Source organism: Rhizobium sp. 'Codium 1' (genome assembly GCF_020889605.1).
Classification (GTDB): Bacteria; Pseudomonadota; Alphaproteobacteria; order Rhizobiales; family Rhizobiaceae; genus Allorhizobium; species Allorhizobium algae.
Window position 1 is genome coordinate 76,197 of sequence record NZ_JAJGPW010000005.1, and the last position, 16,667, is coordinate 92,863.

The 16,667-nt window shown below is 61.4% G+C and carries 13 protein-coding genes; 3 read left to right on the forward strand and 10 right to left on the reverse strand.

All coding sequences use genetic code 11. From position 1 onward, the window contains the following. Positions 1–50: 50 nt before the first annotated feature. Positions 51–1,568 carry a choline-sulfatase gene (gene betC, locus LJE98_RS13930; RefSeq protein ID WP_229575831.1) on the reverse strand — a complete coding sequence of 506 codons (1,518 nt, stop codon included), beginning with the start codon at positions 1,566–1,568 and terminating at the stop codon, positions 51–53. Positions 1,569–1,579: 11 nt separating this feature from the next. Then, on the reverse strand, positions 1,580–2,536 hold the full coding sequence (locus tag LJE98_RS13935; protein ID WP_229575832.1) for a choline ABC transporter substrate-binding protein: 957 nt from the start codon (positions 2,534–2,536) through the stop codon (positions 1,580–1,582). A 100-nt stretch (positions 2,537–2,636) separates the two neighbouring features. Here LJE98_RS13935 and LJE98_RS13940 point away from each other — a divergent pair, with 100 nt between their 5' ends. Beyond that, positions 2,637–3,548, forward strand: a complete 912-nt coding sequence (locus tag LJE98_RS13940; protein ID WP_229575833.1) for a LysR substrate-binding domain-containing protein — start codon at positions 2,637–2,639, stop codon at positions 3,546–3,548. Between the two features lie 40 nt (positions 3,549–3,588). Here the strand turns inward: LJE98_RS13940 and rsmA are convergent, their stop codons facing one another. From rsmA to lptF, 6 genes are all read right to left on the reverse strand, one after another. Further along, the gene (rsmA, locus tag LJE98_RS13945) at positions 3,589–4,416 is read right to left on the reverse strand and encodes a 16S rRNA (adenine(1518)-N(6)/adenine(1519)-N(6))-dimethyltransferase RsmA (RefSeq protein ID WP_229575834.1); all 828 of its coding nucleotides are present in this window, start codon (positions 4,414–4,416) and stop codon (positions 3,589–3,591) included. Further along, positions 4,416–5,438 carry a 4-hydroxythreonine-4-phosphate dehydrogenase PdxA gene (gene pdxA / locus LJE98_RS13950; protein WP_229575835.1) on the reverse strand — a complete coding sequence of 341 codons (1,023 nt, stop codon included), beginning with the start codon at positions 5,436–5,438 and terminating at the stop codon, positions 4,416–4,418. The genes rsmA and pdxA overlap by 1 nt, the downstream gene beginning before the upstream one ends. Positions 5,439–5,456: 18 nt before the next feature. Further along, a complete protein-coding gene (locus tag LJE98_RS13955) occupies positions 5,457–6,401 on the reverse strand; it encodes a SurA N-terminal domain-containing protein (RefSeq protein ID WP_229575836.1) in 945 nt (314 codons plus the stop codon). 134 nt (positions 6,402–6,535) lie between these two features. After that, positions 6,536–8,869 (reverse strand): LPS-assembly protein LptD, encoded by a 2,334-nt coding sequence (locus LJE98_RS13960; RefSeq protein ID WP_229575837.1) that lies wholly within the window; start codon positions 8,867–8,869, stop codon positions 6,536–6,538. Beyond that, positions 8,869–9,912 (reverse strand): LPS export ABC transporter permease LptG, encoded by a 1,044-nt coding sequence (gene lptG / locus LJE98_RS13965; protein ID WP_229576020.1) that lies wholly within the window; start codon positions 9,910–9,912, stop codon positions 8,869–8,871. Before lptG ends, LJE98_RS13960 begins: the two co-directional genes overlap by 1 nt. A gap of 35 nt (positions 9,913–9,947) precedes the next feature. Beyond that, positions 9,948–11,114, reverse strand: coding sequence for an LPS export ABC transporter permease LptF (gene lptF / locus LJE98_RS13970; RefSeq protein ID WP_229575838.1), 1,167 nt, complete (start codon positions 11,112–11,114; stop codon positions 9,948–9,950). 270 nt (positions 11,115–11,384) lie between these two features. Between lptF and LJE98_RS13975 the strand changes: the two genes are divergently transcribed. Together LJE98_RS13975 and LJE98_RS13980 are read left to right on the forward strand one after the other, a co-directional pair. After that, positions 11,385–12,881, forward strand: a complete 1,497-nt coding sequence (locus LJE98_RS13975; protein ID WP_229575839.1) for a leucyl aminopeptidase — start codon at positions 11,385–11,387, stop codon at positions 12,879–12,881. A 20-nt stretch (positions 12,882–12,901) separates the two neighbouring features. Further along, a complete protein-coding gene (locus LJE98_RS13980; RefSeq protein WP_229575840.1) occupies positions 12,902–13,351 on the forward strand; it encodes a DNA polymerase III subunit chi in 450 nt (149 codons plus the stop codon). Positions 13,352–13,470: 119 nt separating this feature from the next. Here the strand turns inward: LJE98_RS13980 and LJE98_RS13985 are convergent, their stop codons facing one another. Both LJE98_RS13985 and LJE98_RS13990 read right to left on the reverse strand, forming a co-directional pair. After that, entirely contained in the window at positions 13,471–15,360 is a 1,890-nt protein-coding gene (locus LJE98_RS13985; protein WP_229575841.1) for an ABC-F family ATP-binding cassette domain-containing protein, read from the reverse strand. 103 nt (positions 15,361–15,463) lie between these two features. Next, a complete protein-coding gene (locus LJE98_RS13990) occupies positions 15,464–16,486 on the reverse strand; it encodes a diguanylate cyclase domain-containing protein (protein WP_229575842.1) in 1,023 nt (340 codons plus the stop codon). Between the last annotated feature and the right edge of the window lie 181 nt (positions 16,487–16,667).

A 16,667-nucleotide genomic window follows, 5' to 3' on the forward strand; every position in this document is an offset into this window, starting at 1 on the left:
TGCGAATGAAAGAAGGGCGGCAGATTGTATCGGCCGCCCTTCTTCTTGGATCATTCGCCTCTCGGGAAGCGCTGGTTTTCCTCGAGAATGTTGAGGTCCATGTGATTGCGCATGTAGCGCTCCGAGGCCTTCTGCAATGGCTGGTAATCCCAGGGGAAGTAGGCGCCGTTGCGCAGCGCGGCATAGACGATGTGTCGCCGCGCCTGGCTTTCCCGAACGGCTGCATCGAAGCGCTGAAGATCCCAGCGGCTTGAGGCTTCCTCGCCAAGCAAGGCCATGATCTCGGCTGCTGCCGGATCTTCCGCCAGATTGGTGAGTTCGTCTGGATCGGCTTCGAGATCCGTCAGGACCGGCGGATCAGCCTCGCAGAGCGTCAGTTTGTACCGCTCATTGCGCAGCCCGACCATTGGGCTCACCGTACCCTCCGCCGCATATTCCATGGGCACGATGCCTCGCCCACCGGTGCCGGTCGCAAGAGGCATCAGGTCCTCGCCATCGGTCCAGTCGGAGATGGTCGAGATGTCGATACCCGCAAGGCCGGCAAGCGTTGGCGTGACATCGAGCGTGGAAGCCGGCGTCGTCACCAGTCTGCCTTCGATCCCCGGGATTGCCATCATCATCGGCACCCGCGCGGAGCCCTCGAAGAAATTCATCTTGAACCAGAGGCCGCGCTCGCCCAGCATGTCGCCATGGTCGGAGACGAAGAAGATGACCGTATTGTCCGACATGCGGGTGCGATCGAGCACGTCGAGGATCTCGCCGATCTTGTCATCGACATAGGAGATGTTGGCGAAATAGCCCTGGCGTGCCCGCGCGACATTTTCGTCAGTGATGTCGAATTCGAGATGGTCGCAAGCATCCATCAGGCGGCGCGAATGCGGATCCTGACCGTCGTAGGGAATTGCAGGCACTCGCGGCGCAAGGGCCTCGCAGCCGTCATAGAGATCCCAGTATTTCCGCCGTGCGACATAAGGGTCGTGCGGATGCGTAAAGCTCACCGTCAGGCACCAGGGTCGCTCGTCATGGCCGCGCGAGAGGTCGTAGAGCCGGCGGGTCGCGTTGTAGGCCACCTCGTCGTCATACTCCATCTGGTTGGAGATTTCAGCGACACCCGCACCGGTGACGGAGCCGAGATTGTGGTACCACCAGTCGATGCGCTCGCCCGGCTTGCGATAGTCAGGCGTCCAGCCGAAATCGGCGGGGTAGATGTCGGTCGTCAGCCGCTCCTCGAAGCCATGCAACTGATCCGGCCCGACGAAATGCATTTTGCCCGAAAGGCTCGTCTGGTAGCCGGCCGCTCGCAAGTGATGCGCATAGGTCGGTATGTCCGAGGCGAATTCGGCCGCATTGTCATAGACGCGGGTGCGGCTCGGCAATTGGCCCGACATGAAGGAGGCCCGTGCCGGGGCGCAGAGCGGACTTGCCGTATAGGTATTTGCGAAGCGCACGGAGCGCTTCGCCAGGGACTTGAGATGCGGGGCATGCAGGAAGTCGGCGGGACCATCCGGAAAGAGGGTCCCGTTGAACTGATCCACCATCAGGATCAGGATGTTGGGGCGAGAGGTCATGCGTCGATCCCTCAAAGACCGAGAGCCGACTTGACCGCAGCGTCACCCGGCTGCCCGTCGAAGGTGGTGACACCCTTCAGCCAGCCGTCCAGAACAGCCGGGTTGGACTTCAGCCAGGCCGATGCGACTTCCTTGGAATCCTTGCCGCCGAGGATCTCGCCCATCAGCACGTTCTCCATCGAGATGTCGAAGGTCATCTGCGTGAACAGAGTTGCGGCATTCGGGCAGCCCTCGCTCCAGCCGCTGCGCGCGAGTGTGTAGACTTCGGCGCCGCCGAAATTCGGACCGAAATAGTCGTCGCCGCCGGAGAGATAGGTCAGATCGAAGCGCTCGTTCATCGGATGCGGTGCCCAGGCGAGGAAGACGACTCCCTTGCCTTCCTTCGAGGCACGCTCGACTTGGGCCAGCATGGCCTGTTCACCCGACTCGACCAGTTCCCAGTCCTTCAGTCCGAACTCGCCGGCATCGATCATTTTCTGGATGTTGGCATTTGCCGGAGCGCCCGGCTCGATGCCGTAGATCTTGCTTTCGAATTCGTCCGGGTTCTTGCCGAGATCGGCGAAATCCTTGATGCCCTTTTCCGCGGTCGCGGTGGGTACGGCGAGCGTGAACTTGGCACCTTCCAGATTCTTTGCAACAACCTCGATGGCCTTTGCGCTGTTCAGGTCGTCGATGAAGGCCTGCTGCGCCGGCATCCAGTTGCCGAGGAAGACGTCGATTTCGCCGTTCTTCATCGACTGGTAGCCGATCGGCACGGAGAGCGTCTTGACGTCCGGCTGGTAGCCGAGAGCCTCCAGGACGACCGTGGCGACGCCATTGGTCGCGGTGATGTCGGTCCAGCCCGGATCGGACAGGCGGACGGTCTTGCAACTCTCGGCGTCCTGCGCGGCTGTGCTGCCAGCCATGAGAAGCAGTCCAAGACCCGCTAAGCCGCCGAGCCTGCTGCGATTGCCTGATGTCATGCGCATGGTGGTTCCCTCTTTTTGTGGTATTGTCTTCGCTTATTCAAGATGCGGTACGAGTGCCTGTGAAGCTGGTATTTTTTGATGTTTGCCATAAGTCCTCTCTATGTCTGACGAGCTGATAGATCTGGCCTGGATGCGGCTTCTGGTCGAGGTCGATCGCCGAGGTTCGCTGTCGGCCGCCGCCGAGGCGCTCGGCCTCAGTCAGCCGGCCGTCAGCTATCAGATCCGTCTTTTGGAGCAACGTGCCGGACTGCCGCTTCTCCAGCGGCTCCACCGAGGCGTGCGCTTCACCGACGAGGGCCGTCGCCTGCTGGCGATCGCCGAACGCACCGTGGCAGAGGTGGACAGCCTGCAGCGGAGCCTGCGCGCCGCTCGCCGCCGTCCGACCGTCCGTCTTGCGACCGATTACGCGTTTTCCAGCCTCTGGCTCATTCCGCGCATGCATGCGTTTCGCCAAAGTCATCCGGAAATCGACCTGCAGATCGTCGCCACACAACGACTCGGACACCATTGGCGTGAAGATGCTGATCTGGCGGTCGCCTTCGGAACCGTGGACGAGTTTTCGGCCCGGGGCAGGTTGCTAATGCCGGAGCGGGTGGTGCCGGTCTGCACGCCGGCTCTCGCCGCGCGGCTGGCTGGGAACGCGAGCGCCCTGGTGCAGGCGGGACCACTAATCCATCTCGAAGCGGATAATCTCTCCCCCTGGCTCGATTGGAAAACCTATTGCGCAGGCGCTTCGATCGGCGCCATAGAGCAGGATCGTCCAGGTGATCTGCGCTTCAACACCTATGCGCTGGTCATCCAGGCCGCCTTGAGCGGGCAGGGGTTTGCCCTCGGCTGGTTGGGCATCATCGATCAACTGATCGATTCGAACCTGCTGGTCGTGACCGGACAGACAGTGCAGGTTCCGGAACGGGGATATTGGCTGGTGGATGGGACCGACAGCCCTGCTGCCAGACTTCTGGCCACCTGGCTGGTCAACGAAACAACAGCGCCGGTCGCGGCTCCGCCCTGAGCCCGGCCCACAGGGCGGGCGGCTCACCGCTTGCTGAAATTCAGATCAGGTTGGCGATCCGGCAGAATTCCTCGACGCTGAGCGTTTCCGCCCGGCGCTGCGGATCGATATCGGCGCGGGAGAGCAGCGCCTCGCCGCCGATCGGCTTGAGGCTCTGTCGCAGCATCTTCCGACGCTGGCCAAAGGCCGCCAACGTCACCTTTTCCAGCTTGTCCGGATCACAGGGCAGGGGCTTTTCGATCGGCTCCAGATGGACCACGGTCGACGTCACCTTGGGCGGCGGCGTAAAGGCCTGCGGCGGTATGTCGAAAGCCATGTGCGCATTCGTCCGCCAGCCGCAGAGCACGCCGAGACGGCCATAGTGATTGTCGTCCTCGCTGGCCACGATCCGCTGTCCGACTTCCTTCTGGAACATCAGCGTCAAAGACTGCCAGAATGGCGGCCAATGCCCGGGTAGCAGCCAGTTGACCAGCAATTGCGTGCCGACATTATAGGGGAGATTGGCGATGATCTTGACCGGTTCCCCCCGAGCCAGCGTTTCGAAGTCCGTCTTCAGCGCATCCCCCTCGATTACCTCGAGGCGGCCGGGATAATGATCTGCGATTTCCTGGAGTGCCGGCAGGCAGCGCGCATCGCGCTCGATGGCGATCACCTTTTTTGCCCCGAGCGCCAGAATCGCGCGGGTCAATCCGCCCGGTCCCGGTCCCACCTCGATGACGGTCGCCCCTTCGAGCGAGCCGGCCGTACGTGCGACCTTCTGCGTCAGGTTGAGGTCGAGCAGGAAGTTCTGTCCGAGTGCCTTCTTGGCATCCAGTCCATGGCGCGCGATGACATCGCGCAGCGGCGGCAGTCCGTCGAGTGCAGCCATCAGCCGGTTACACCCTTCGCCTGGCTCATTCTGTCGGCCATCTGCAACGCTGCAACCAGGCTGGTTTCCCTGGCATGCCCTGTGCCGGCAAGGCCGAAGGCCGTGCCGTGATCTGGTGACGTGCGGATGAAAGGCAGTCCCAAGGTGACGTTGACGCTGTCGTCAAACCCCAGCGCCTTGGCGGGGATCAAGGCCTGGTCGTGATACATGCAGATCGCAACGTCATAACGGCCCCTGGCATCATCATGGAACATGGTGTCGGCGGGCAGGGGGCCGAAGGCGTCGATGCCTTCGTCGCGCAACAGGCGGATCGCGGGATGGATGATGTCGTCGTCCTCGTGCCCGATGGCGCCCCCTTCTCCCGCATGCGGATTCAGGCCCGCGACGGCGAGCCGTGGCGAGGCAAGGCCGAAGCGGGCGCCGAGATCCCGCGCAACGATGCGACACGTGTCTACGATCAGGGTCTCGGTGAGCGCCGTAGGGACATCCTTGATCGGAATGTGAATGGTCACGGGAACCGCCTTGAGCTTCGGCCCGGCCAGCATCATCACCGGCATGCAGGGTGTGCCGGTCGTCCGCGTGGCGAGAGCGGCGAGGAATTCGGTGTGGCCGGGAAAGCCGAAGCCGGCCTCATAGAGCACAGACTTGGCGATCGGATTGGTGACCACGGCGCGAACCTGGCCGGACAGGCAGAGCGAAACGGCCGTCTCGATCGCTGCGATCGTGCCGCGCGCATTCGAAACATGCGGCTTGCCGGCGAGGACATCGACCCCGGTCGGAATGCTGTGGACTGGCAGGGCATCGCCGAAAAGCGCGCCGGCATTTGGCGCATCCGTCTCGACGATGGGCACATCCAGATCGAGCTGTCGCGCACGGACCCGGAGGACGGCCGGATCGCCGATGTAGAGAAACGGCGGCAGTCCGCTTTCGCCCCGTCTCAGCCATGCCTGGAGAGCAATATCCGGCCCTATACCGGCCGGATCGCCCTGGCTGAGGGCAAGCGGGAGGACGCCATCGGTCATCGATCGGCCTTTCGCCGCTTACTGCAATACGATCTGGGCCTTGGACCGCAGTTCTTCGAGGTATTTCTCGGCGTTCGGGTTCTCGCCCTGCTGTTCCTTGCCGATGTCCTCGGCGCGGAACACGACCTCTGCTGCGACATCGTCCGAGACCTGGCGCTGATTGCAGATGGCGAGATATTCGACGCCACGTTCGGTCACGCGTGTGCCGGTCGTCCCGCCATTCGCCTTCTCGATCAGGGGCTTCCACTCCGGCGGCAGTTCCGGCTCCAGCACCCGGCCAAGATTGCGGATCGAGACGTCGAGATAATTCTTGGCGAACTCCATCGCCTGATCGCAGCCTGGGAAGGAGGCGCGGGACTTCTCTGCCTCCGCCTTGCGCTTGCCCACGATGCCTTTTTTCGATGCGGGTACGACGAAGACGACCTGCTTGAGGAAGTATTCGGTCGTGATCGGCTTCTGCTTGTTTTCCAGAAGGCGCGTGACGAGATCCTGGTTCGACAGGCGACCGCGCGAACCGGCGCCGTAACGCGCATTGACCAGACGCGGCCAGCTCATCGAAACCGCAATATAAGCCTTGAAATGTGCCGCGCCGACGCCGGCCCGATCGAGGACCGAAGTGAGCTGCGAGACCGACAGCTTGTTCGAACTGGCGAAGCGTTCGAACGAGGCATCGACATCCGCCGTGCTGACGGACAGGCCGACGCGGGCGATCTCTTCGCGCTTCAAGGCTTCGTTGACGAGTTCTTCCTTGGCGATTTTCTGCAGGTTGCCGCTGCGGCGCTGCAGGCGCAGGAAAGCGGCACGCCTTGCGACATCACCGCTTGTGATCGCCGTCTTGTTGACGACGGCAACGACGGATGTCGCTGCCTGCGCCGGCGCGCTCATCGGAGTGGGGCTCACGCTCAGGGACAGCGCGATGACGCCGGCAAGCAAGACGCTGGTGCCCTTTTTCGCTGTAGCCATCTGTAATCCTTTCTCCGGAAGATCATGCATCATCCGGACGTTCAACATTAAACGTTCGACGGAGTTTAAAACTGCCGCACGGATTGCACAATCCGTGCGGCAAAACAATGACCTCCGCAGAAGCGGTTCCGACGTCAGAACGACGTATCGCTCAGATTGATCTCGCCGAGCGTGCGGAAGACCAGCCTGCCGCCGACCGTCCAGTCGTTTGCGGTCTCGTCGTTCGGGTCATACTTGTCCGAATAGGCGATCGAGAAGACGGTACATTCGTCAGCATAGGAAATGCCCACGCTGCGGCGGTTGAACGAATTCGCGTCGATATCGTAGTTAACCGAACCGAAAACGGACCAGTTCTGATTGAGCTTGATCGTCGATGAACTGGCGACGGTCTGATTGTCTTCGTCGAAGGAATATTCGGGACGGGCATCGACATGGGTAAAGGTCAGGCTCGTCTCGAAGCGGTCCTGCGCGTAAGTGGCGTTCAGGTCGGTTCTGCGAACTTCGAGCGTCTTCTCATCCAGGCGCACGCCGGCGGAAAGGGATAGGCCCACCGGCAGTTCGAAGCCAGCCGATGCCACAAAATCGGAGACATCCGTCTCGAGACCTGAATCGGTGCCGACAGCCAGAAGGTCCTCGGTCGCATAGGAGTTCAGGCCAGCCAGATGATAGGACTGGCCGATAACCGCGCGGACACCGACGCCATTGTCGAAGCTGCCCGTGTAACGCATGCCGACATTGGCCCGCGTTCCACCCTCGACGCGGTCGAAGCCCGAGAACTTGTTGCGCGAGAAGAGGTTGCTCGCATCGAAGACCAGGCTTTGCGAGTCCTCGTTGGGCAATTCGCCCGCGTAGTCCTCGTCGTTGCGTGCATAGATCTGGGCGATCGGCTCGATGATATGCGTGCTGTTGCCGCTGGTGATCAGCCAGGGATACCGAACCTCGACGCCAGCCGTCAGCAAGGCGCGCGCCGGGGCGTCGTTCGAGGTGTAGCTGCCGGCATAATTGGCAGGCGTATCCATCGCGAGACCATAGACGTCGCCGCGTGCGGCGAGCAGAGGCGTGATCTGCAGGCCGCCCGGCCCATCAAAGGTGCGCTCCCATGCGAGTTCGCCGCTGAGGCGGTTCATGTTGCCCTTGAGGCCACGATAGAGATCGTCGACACCGTCGTCATCCATATCAGCCGTTTCGTCCGAGAAACGGGAGAGCGAGGTGAAATTCAGCGTTCCGGACAGCTGGCCGCCTGCCACGAGTTCAGGCGCATAATAGCTGTAGTCGATGACCGGCAGGACCGTAGCCTGCTTCTCTTCGGCAGTGTTCTCAAGATCCGCGTCCTGAACGTCGAAGTAGTAGCCGCGCATGTCGAAGAAATTGCGCTCGCCGACACCGGTCAGGTAGGCGGTGTTGGTGTTGGTCGAGCTATTCAGACCTTCAACGCCATAGGTACGCGCGAAGTTGTTGTCCGTCTGAAACATCACGTCCCAGCCGAAGCTCCAGCGCGGATTGATCTTGAAGTCGCCCTTGGACGCGACGAGGCCGCGGAAATCCCGCTGGGCGTCGCTGGTGCCAGCGGTGAACTCGTCGGTATTCATCTGGCTTATGCCGGCAAGGCGCAGGCTGGCCTGTCCCTTTTCAAACCGCTGACGAACTTCGGCTTCCAGAAGCACGCCCTGGGCGCTGAACCCGGTCGTCGTGATCGTTGCATCGCGATCCGGCGCAATGGCAATATAATAGGGGACCGAAATGCCGAAGCCGACATTTTCACCCGAGCGGAATGCGGGGAAGAGGAAACCGGACTTCCGCTTCACGGTATTGTCGGGAACCTCGATGAAAGGCAGAGTGGCAATCGAGCGTCCGAAAAGTTCGAATCGTGCCTTTTCCAGACGAACGGTCTGCTTTTTGCCGTCCTGCACGACCCGTTCCGCCTTGACCTGCCAGATCGGCGGTCGCGACGGATTTTCGGCGCAAGGCAGGCAGGCCGTATAGACGCCCTTGTGCAAGATCATCTGGGTGCCGCCGACGCGCTCGGCGCTTTCGGCAACAAGACGCGTATTGTCGGAGGTCTCGACGCGAAGCGCCCTCAGGAAACCGTCGGAAAAATTGTCCGTGACATCAAGCGATTCCGCATAGATGCGGTTGCCGGTCGGCTCCACAAGCTCGATATTGCCGGCCGCGGTGACGCGACCCGTCTTCTGGTCGTAGACGACCTGTCGGGCAACCATCTGGTAGCCCGCATAATTGATCTGGACCGCGCCATTCGCGACAACGCGCTCGGCATCACGGTCATAAACGAGTTCATTGGCTGCAAGGAGCAGCTTCGCGTCATCAGGGAGTTTGCTTGCCGTCGTCGCTGAGTCCGACAGGCTCTGCGCATGCACGAGAGGCGCGGTGAGCGGCAAAGCGCACACAGCGACACTGGTCAGCAGGGCTACTGAGAGCCTCCTGATATTCCCGCGGTCTTTTACCGCCACTAACCATCCTCCTTGTGAAGCAGAATCGTTGCCCCTAATGCCATCGCTACGACAACTGGGACCCAGGCCGCAACATACGGCGGCATGACGCCGCTGCTTCCGAATGCCCTGACGAGCACTGTGACAACATAAAGCACGAAGCCTGACAATATTCCACCGAGAATCACCGTCCTCGATTGGTTGATACGGCTGAATTTCAGCGAAACGGTTGCCGCGATAAGCGTCATTGCAATCATCAGGAAAGGCAGCGAAAGCAGCGAGTGGAACTGGGTCTCGAGCGCATATGGCGCGATTCCGAATGACCGGGCAACTTCAATTTTCCGAAAAAGATCATAAAAAGCAACGCTTTCAGGCTTTGCCAGTCGTTGCTGAACGAATTCCTCGTTGAGGTTGGTGGCCACGCGCGCATCGGCCACGCGCGACTGGATCTCGCCGGGACGTGTCTCCAGCACGTCGGTAAGCATCCAGTAACCATCTTTCAACTTCGCAGTGCGTGCATCCTGACGAAGGATGATGCGGCCATCCGGGTCGAAGTGCAGCAATACGGCATCGACGAGCAGCGCCCCATCCTCCAGGACGGCGCGCGCGCCAAGCGCAACATCGTTATCTCCGCTCGATTGGCGCAGCCACGGAATGGGTGCGGGCTTGGAACTGCCCGAGGTTCCGCGCCATTGTGTCTCGATTTCGGTGCCCTGCCTCGCGCCCCAGGCTGCCAGGGGGTTGATCACCAGCATCGTCAGCAATCCGAGCAGAGTGGCGCCGACAAGAAAGGGGGTCATGAACTGCCAGACGGAAATGCCCGCCGCCCGCGCGACCACCAGTTCGGACTTGCGGTTCAGCGCGATCAGCGTCGCCATTCCGACGAACAGGCCGATGAAGGGTACGGTCTGCTGGAGGATGAGCGGCAGCCGTAGCGCGGTCAGGTAGAGGACGCCGGGGACCGAGTAACCCGGCAGGCTGTCGTACCGGCCCGAGGTTTCGGTGAAATCGATGAGGTAGGTGATCGAGACGACGCCAAGCAGGAACCAGAACGCGGTGATCATGTAGCGGCGAAAGAAATAGAGGCCCAGAGTCCAGATCACGCGGCACCTCCGGTTCCTGCGCCGAGGCGCTTCTGTGTCAACGTCACCGCAGTCTGGATCAGGGACGAGATCGCTTTGGGCAGCTTCGGGCTGCGGTTCGTGACCAGCATGAAGGCAGCCGCAGCGCCGCATGCGAGCGGAACAAGATAGAGCAGCGGGACGAGTGCGGTCGAAGCCTCCGCCAGTGAAGTCATGTAGTTCGACGCCCAGAACAATGTGAGCGCCATCAGCAAGGCCGACGCCATCGGGTGCAGGCGCGCCTCGCGATGGGAGCGAGCATCTCCGCACATCATCAGGCTGATCAAGGCAAAGACGAGCGGGAAGAAGGAGGCGCTGATCCGGCGGTGAAGTTCTGCGCTGAAATCATTCGGCTTGGCGATGTACCGCTCGTCGAGCGGATCCGGATCCATCAGATAGAAGAGATCGCGGTCCTTCGCACTGAACCGGGCCTGGCCGCGCTCCTCGGACAGGTCCGAAAGGTCGAAAGCGTAGCGATCGAAGCGGATTACGGTTACGTCGCCACTCGGCGCCTTGCGTTGCACTTCGCCGTCCTGCATCACGAGCGACTTGCCGCTCTCGTCCACGGCGCCCTCGCGCGCATAATAGATGAGTTCGGAGGCGGGGTCGCGGGAATCGGCAACGAGAAGGCCCTTCATCGTCCGTCCCGACTGGCGCTCGGAAATCTGGACATAGAGACCAGGCTCGATCTGACGAAACGTCTTCTCCTCGATGACCGAAGAAAGCAGGTCTGCATAGGCGGTCGCGATCATCGTGCGAACATTGACGCGCATGGCGGGTTCGACGAAGCCCATCATGACAAAGGAGAAGATGCTGAGCCCGGCAGCAAGCAGGATCAATGGCCGCTGGATGATCGAACGAGGTGCCCCGGCCGCGTCGATCACGGCGAGCTCCGAATCGTTGTTCATCGTGGTCAGCGTATGGGTGATGCCGATGACGAGTGCGAAGGGCAAAACCGTCGCGACGATGGTGGGCAGGATCATCGTCGCCAGCACCATGAAGGAGCCTACGGACTGCCCGCTGTCGGTCACAAGGTTGATGCGCTGCAATACCTGCGTGGTCCAGATGATCGCCAGCACCGGAAGCAGTGCTGTAAGAAACATCAGGACGACCCGTCGCAGAATGTATTGTTCGAGTATCTTCATAGGGTTCCCTTGCAGGCGCGACACGCAGACTTCGCGCCGAGGATCGACTTTCTCTACGACGCTTGCGTCGATTTGGCGACCAGCCCATCGCATTTTCCCCGGTCCCGTAAAATTGTTTTTTCTGGCACCGCGATAAATCGGACACGCTCGCGACGGATCCGAGCAATCCGGGGATGAGGCGACGAATGACGGGGCAAACTCTTGCCATCGTTTGCGAAAAGACCATGATCCCTGCAACCCTTCCGTCATACCAATTCAAGGTGCCCCCAAATGTCGTTGAAACTCGTCATCTCTTTCGCCAAGTCCCACACTGCGACAGGCGGCCTCGCCATCCTGCTGACGGCGTCTGGCGCAGAGAAGCCGGCAGGGGCGACGGAGGCGGATCCGGCGGGCGTCTTCGCCCGTGCAGCGAAGGCTGGGAAGTTCACCGGCAAGGCACTTTCGACGCTGGATATCGTCGCACCGCATGGTTCCGCACTGGATCGCCTCGTGGCGCTCGGAATGGGCAAGCCTGATTCACTGGTCGCCCATGACTGGCTGAAGGCTGGCGGTTCTGCGACGGCCGCCTTGAAGGGGGCAGAGAATGTCGCGGTCTATCTCGATGCGTCCGGCATTGACGTAACGCCCAAGGCGGCTGCCGATTTCGCCCTGGGCATGCTGATGCGCGCCTACAAGTTCGACACCTACAAGACGAAGAAAAAGGCGGACGACGACGAGGAAAAGGCGGCAAAGACTGTCAAGGTGACCATCGTGACCGAGCAGGCGGCCGCCGCGAAGAAGGCATTTGCCGAAGCCGAAGCCATTGCCGAAGGCGTCGTGCTCGCCCGCAATCTGGTCAATGAGCCAGCCAATGTTCTCGGTCCCCTAGAATTTGCCGCCAAAGCAAAGGAACTCGAAAAACTCGGCGTCGAGGTCGATATTCTCACCGAGAAGGAGATGTCAAAGCTCGGCATGGGCGCACTTCTCGGCGTGGCACAGGGCTCGGTGCGTCCGCCGCGCCTCGTCGTCATGCAGTGGAAGGGCGGCAAGTCCAAGGACAAGCCGATCGCCTTCGTCGGCAAGGGTGTCGTTTTTGATACGGGCGGTATTTCGATCAAGCCGGCCGGCGGCATGGAAGACATGAAGGGCGACATGGGCGGCGCAGCCGCAGTGGCCGGTCTCATGCACGTGCTGGCGGCCCGCAAGGCCAAGGTCAACGCCATCGGCATCCTCGGCCTTGTCGAGAACATGCCGGACGGCAATGCCCAGCGTCCGGGTGATATCGTGACCTCCATGTCGGGCCAGACCATCGAGGTCATCAACACCGATGCCGAGGGACGCCTCGTTCTCTGTGACGCACTCTGGTATTGCAACGATCGTTTCGAGCCGGCCTTCATGATCAACCTCGCCACCCTGACGGGCGCCATCACGGTTGCGCTCGGCAATCAGCAGGCCGGCCTGTTTTCGAACGACGACGACCTGTCCGAAAAATTGCTGGCGGCGGGCAAGGTGACCAACGAACGCCTGTGGCGCATGCCGCTGGGCAAGGAATACGACAAGATGATCGACTCGAAGTTCGCCGATATGAAGAACACCGGCGGGCGTCTGGCGGGCTCGATCACGGCTGCCCAGTTCCTCAAGCGCTTCGTCAAGGACACCCCCTGGGCGCATCTCGACATCGCCGGTACCGCCATGGGCTCGCCCAACGACGAGGTAAACCAGTCCTGGGGCTCCGGCTACGGTGTCCGCCTGCTCGACGAACTCGTGCGGGCAAACTACGAGTCGTGATCCTGGAGCCTGAGCGCCGGATGGCCGAAGTCCTGTTCTATCACCTGACGGAATCGAAACTCGAGGATGCGCTGCCGCCTCTCCTGGAGAAGAGCGTCGAGCGCGGCTGGAAAGTTGCTGTGCAGACGCGCGATGCCGAACGGCGTGATGCGCTCGATGCCCATCTCTGGACCTTTCGGGAGGAGAGTTTTCTCCCGCATGGCACGGATGAGGGTGCATCGCCGGATCGGCAACCCGTGCTGCTCACGATCGAACGGGAAAACCGCAATGCAGCGAGCGTCCGTTTCCTCGTGGATGGAGCCGAGCCGCCCGAGGATCTCGCTTATGACCGCGTGGTCTTTGTTTTCGACGGCTATGACGCTGCGCAGCTCGAGGCAGCACGCGGCCAGTGGAAGAAACTCAAGGCCGCGGGACATGCACTGACCTACTGGCAGCAGAGTCCCGAGGGGCGGTGGGAGAAGAAGGCGTAGCGGCCCGATGCAGATCGCCGCAGCCAGCCGATATCGGTGCGGTGAGGATCCTCGCCAGCATGGAGAAGGACAGCACTGGAGGCCTCGGCGCCGTTCTGGGGGAAGCAGGCGCGTGGGCTTTAGCCGGCCATGCCTTCTTCATACTCGGCCGAAAGCTCGAGCCACTGCTCTTCCGCCGCTGAAAGCTTGGCGGCCGCTTCGCCGCGCTGTTTGGCTTTTTCGGCCGCCTTGGCTGGTGCCTTTTCATACAGCATCGGGTCAGCAAGCTCCTTGTCGAGCGCCTGAATCAAACTCTCCAGCTTCTTCGTCAAGGCCTCGACTTCGTTGATCTTTTTCTTCAGGGGCGCAAGGCTCGCCCGCCGGTCGGCCGCCGCTTTGCGCTGCTCGGCCTTGTTGACGGTGTCAGCACCGCTGTCGACCTTGTCCTTCTCGACCGGCTTTTTGCCCGATGCGATGATCAGCGAGCGATACTCCTCCATGTCGCCGTCGAAGCTGGTCACAGTGCCGTTGTTGACCAGCCAGAGCCTGTCGACGGTCGCCTCGATCAGATGGCGATCATGGCTGATCAGGATGACGGCGCCCTCATAGTCGTTGAGCGCCTCGATCAGTGCCTTGCGGCTGTCGATGTCGAGATGGTTCGTCGGTTCGTCGAGGATCAGAAGGTTCGGCGCGTGGAAGGCCGCAAGCCCCATGAGAAGACGGGCCTTCTCGCCGCCCGAGAGATCCTTGGCGGCCGTTTCCATCTTCTCGGTCGCCAGGCCCATCTGCGCGACACGGGCACGCACCTTGGCTTCCGGCTCCAGCGGCATCAGCCGGCGCACATGGGCGACCGGGCTTTCATTCGGGATCAGATCGTCGAGTTGGTGCTGGGCGAAGAAGCCGATCTTCAGGCTCGACGCGGTCTTCAACTGTCCGCCCTGGGCTTCCAGACGTCCGGAAATGAACTTTGCAAAGGTCGATTTGCCATTGCCGTTCGAGCCGAGCAGCGCGATGCGGTCGTCATTGTCGATCCGCAGATTGAGGTTCTTCAGGATCGGTTTGCCGGGCTCATAGCCGACCACCCCCGCGGAAATCGCGACGATCGGGGAGGCGGGCTGCTTCTCCGGCTTGGGGAAGGTGATCGGATGGACGTGATCCTCGATCACCGCTGCCACGGTGCCCATGCGCTCCAGCGCCTTGATGCGGCTCTGGGCCTGCTTGGCTTTGGTTGCCTTGGCGCGAAAGCGGTCGATGAAGCTCTGCAGATGTTTGCGCGCCGCGTCGTTCTTCGCCTTGGCCTTGGTCTGCAGTTCGTCGTTCTCGGCCTTTTGACGCTCGAAGCTGTCATAGCCACCACGATAGAGGGTGAGCTTCTGCTGATCGAGATGGATAATTGAATTGACGGCCGTGTTCAGAAGATCCCGGTCATGGCTGATGATGATGACCGTGTGCGGATAGCGCCGCACATAGTCCTCAAGCCAGAGCGTGCCTTCAAGGTCGAGATAGTTGGTCGGTTCGTCGAGCAGCAGCAGGTCCGGCTCGGCGAAAAGCACTGAGGCGAGCGCCACGCGCATGCGCCAGCCGCCGGAAAAGGATGAAGCCGGGCGCAGTTGCGCCTCATGGTCGAAGCCGAGGCCTGACAGGATCGTCGCGGCGCGGGCTTCCGCCGAATGCGCGCCGATGTCCGCCAGGCGCGTCTGGATTTCGGCGATGCGGTGCGGGTCGGTCGCAGTTTCGGATTCCGCAAGCAGGGCCGCGCGTTCCTTGTCGGCGGCAAGCACGATCGAGATCAGCGAATCTTCGGTCCCCGGCGCTTCCTGTGCGACCTGGCCGATGCGAGCGTTTTTCGGGATCGAGATATTGCCGCTTTCGGAGGCCAGATCGCCCGTGATGATGCGGAAGAGGGTCGACTTGCCCGCTCCATTCTTGCCGACAAGGCCAGCCTTTGTGCCGGCCGGCAGCGAGACGCTGGCATGGTCGATGAGCAGGCGGCCTGCGATGCGGGCGGAGATGTCGTTGATGGTGATCATGGTTCTGGCTTTTGGCCGATGTCACGGCCAAAGGCAAGCGGGCGAGGGCGCCCAGTTCAACCTGCCAGTCGAAGCCGTCAGTCGAAGCTGTCAGCCGATTCCGTCAGGCGACGTTGCGCTTGCCGGGCTTGTGGCCGATGATCGGCTGGCGCGGGTTCTGCCGGGCCAGCATCGTGGCTGTCTTGGCAATGGCAAGCCAGCTTGTCGGATCCGGCGCCTCGTGGGCCATGGCGTGGCCGATGGCGAGCGGCAGCCCGCCGGCATTTTGTGAGGTTGCCGAGGCGAAGACGAGATTGTTTTCCGCCGTCGTGAACAGCCGTTCGGCGATGATATGCGCCTCATCGGCATTGATGCCATCGAAGACGAAGGCAAAGGTGTCGGCCTCGATCCGCGCGATGACGTCATGCTTCTTGATGGCCTTGCGGAAAATGCCGGCAAGTCCCCTGATGAGCTTGCTCACGGCCTCGTCGCCATACTGCTGCTTCAGGCCGGAATGATCGAGGATCTCGATCAGCACGAGCGCACTCGGCTTGGCAGCCGAGGCCTCGGCATGGGCCTCTTCCAGTTTCTGCAGGAGGCTGATGCGGTTCGCGAGCCCCGTCAGGTGATCACGGTTCATCGCTGCCTGGGCGGCGCGGATGCCGCGATCGGCGCTTATCAGGCTCTCCAGCCCTTCCGCGACCTCTGATGAAAGTGCGGTCTCGGCCTTGATCATGTCTGTTGCGATCGAGGAGAGCAGGTTCAACTCGCCGAGAAGCTGATTGATGCCGATGGACTCATCTTCGCGGATCGAGCGGATGACACCCTCCACCGAATTGGTAAAGGCCCGCTTCTGGGTGAGGCCGAGCGACAGGTGATTGCTCATTCGGGTCAGCGTCTTCAGGGTCTCGTCCTGCAACCGCTCGGCCGAAACGCCGCAATGAGCGGAAATGCGATGCTTGAGGCCGAGCTGGTCGAGTGCCATTTGCGGCGGGCGTGTGCCGAGCGCGGCGAGTTCGCGCGCAAGCTCCAGATTTCCGGCGGTAAAGGCTTCATGAACCAGTTCGAAATTGCGTGGAAGGCCGGCGATCTGGTGCTTCAGCATGAAGGCCGTGACCTTCTGGAGATCTTCTGCAAGTCCGCTCATCAATACCGTCCTGACCATGCGATGTATTGCGTTTCATCTGCCGGGAGCTCGAGTTTTTCCCGCACATTTTAGGCGTTTTAACACTGGAATACATACGAAACGGTTAAATCAGAAGATTTGGCCCCCTGCATTTCTATGCTTCATGTGAGGGCAAAATTCCCCAGAAAAATGAGGGGGTTCA